This window comes from Caldisalinibacter kiritimatiensis, assembly GCF_000387765.1.
GTDB classification, from domain to species: domain Bacteria; phylum Bacillota; class Clostridia; order Tissierellales; family Caldisalinibacteraceae; genus Caldisalinibacter; species Caldisalinibacter kiritimatiensis.
The window spans coordinates 1-1,655 of sequence record NZ_ARZA01000074.1 but is presented as its reverse complement, the minus strand read 5'-3'; the positions used below and the strand labels follow the sequence as shown (position 1 = coordinate 1,655).

Annotated in this window: 3 protein-coding genes; all 3 read left to right on the top strand. The window is 25.4% G+C overall.

Annotated features, from left to right (window positions below; translation table 11 throughout):
- The first annotated feature begins 224 nt into the window (after nt 1-224).
- The 3 genes from yabP to L21TH_RS03825 all read left to right on the top strand — a co-directional run bounded on the left by yabP (nt 225) and on the right by L21TH_RS03825 (nt 1,612).
- Nucleotides 225-512, top strand: coding sequence for a sporulation protein YabP (yabP, locus tag L21TH_RS03835; RefSeq protein ID WP_006309450.1), 288 nt, complete (start codon nt 225-227; stop codon nt 510-512).
- Nucleotides 513-600: 88 nt separating this feature from the next.
- Nucleotides 601-1,110: a spore cortex biosynthesis protein YabQ gene (gene yabQ, locus L21TH_RS03830; protein ID WP_006309438.1), complete on the top strand. Its 510-nt coding sequence runs from the start codon at nt 601-603 to the stop codon at nt 1,108-1,110.
- Between the two features lie 169 nt (nt 1,111-1,279).
- Nucleotides 1,280-1,612: an FtsB family cell division protein gene (locus L21TH_RS03825; protein ID WP_006309436.1), complete on the top strand. Its 333-nt coding sequence runs from the start codon at nt 1,280-1,282 to the stop codon at nt 1,610-1,612.
- The last annotated feature ends 43 nt before the right edge of the window (nt 1,613-1,655 follow it).

Here is a 1,655-nt window from a genome sequence, read left to right as displayed (position 1 = left end):
GCAGAAAAAATGTTTATAGAATTATTATCGAAAAGCGAAAGGCGAACAGCGAATAGCCTATTTTTTCTAAGAACTAAGAGCTGAGAACTGACTGAAAAGCTACTAACTACTAACAACGAACTAATAACTAACAAATTGACTAAGTCGAATTTGTTTTATTCAGTCATAAAACCTGTTTTAAATACATAAATTTGTAACAGAAGCGAATATAGGGGGTAAGGGGGATGAACGAAAAAAAGGCAGTAAATAGTAGGCAAAATGTTATATTAGAAAATAGAGAAAAGCTTAGCATATCAGGCGTAGAGCATGTTGATAACTTTAATGAAACATCAATAACATTAGCTACTGTAAAAGGTGCAATGATTATTAAAGGAAATGAATTAAATATAAGCAAACTAAATTTAGAAGATGGTAATGTAACAATTGAAGGTATTGTCAACAGTATAACTTATACAAATAAAGACCTTTCAAAATCAAAGGGAAGTGGACTTCTAGGAAAAATGTTTAAGTAAAGCCGATGGTATATACCATTGGTTTTAAATTTGTGTAGAAAATAAATACAATGATACATATATTAATGCTTTGTCTAGAGGTGATTATATGGAGAACTCAATACATGAACAGGTTTATATATTTTTTACCACATTTTATGGAGGTATAATAATAGGATTTATTTACGATTTATATAGGATATTTAGATACTATTCAAAACCTAAAAAGATAGCTACTTTTATAGAGGATTTAGTATTTTGGATTATTGTATCGTTTATAGCACTTTTTATTTTGATATTTAGTAATTGGGGAGAAATAAGAGGATATGTATTTTTAGGCTTTGTATCAGGTGCAATAGTATACAATAAATTGTTAAGTAAAATAGTTATAAAAATACTTGTATATATAGTAAAAGCTATTATAAAGTTTTTAAAGATACTTTTAGATATATTGTTGTGGCCTATAAAAATTTTGGCAAACTTATTATATAGACCTTATAAAAAAGTATCATCTGAAGTAAAAAAAATTATAAGGAAAGTAAAAAGAATATTAAAGTTGCCAGCTAGAATCGTAAAAGATATAAAGAAATATACAAAGTTTATTTTACAAAAAAAATAAAGGTATATTGAAAAAAATATAGAAAATGTATATTATATAAGCATCTAGTAGTTAGAAGTGGTTAGTAGAACCAGCATTCAAATTAGTAAGAAACTTTTTTACATATGTATAAGTATAATTAAATAAAGGACAAGTTATAATGTAAATACTACATAAGGATGGGAGATATATGGCTAAAAGAAAAAAGAAAAAATTATTTAAAATAAGATATCTTATCGTATTAGGTTTTATCATATACATATCTTCTGTTTTTATCAATCAGCAATCAATGCTAAAAAAATTAAACGAAGAAAAGAATGAGAAAAGGAAGATTGTAGAGCAATTAAATGACCAAATTTTAGAAATGGAAAAGGAAATGCAGCTCATAGAATCTCCTGAGCATATAGAGGAATATATTGAAAGAGTTGCCAGAGAAGAATTAAAAATGGTAAAACCGGGAGAAACTATATATATAGATAAAAATAAGAGTAATAATAAATTTATAGATAACATTGGCGAATAATTTAAATTTATCATATAATAGATATTGTATATATTTATTTTAA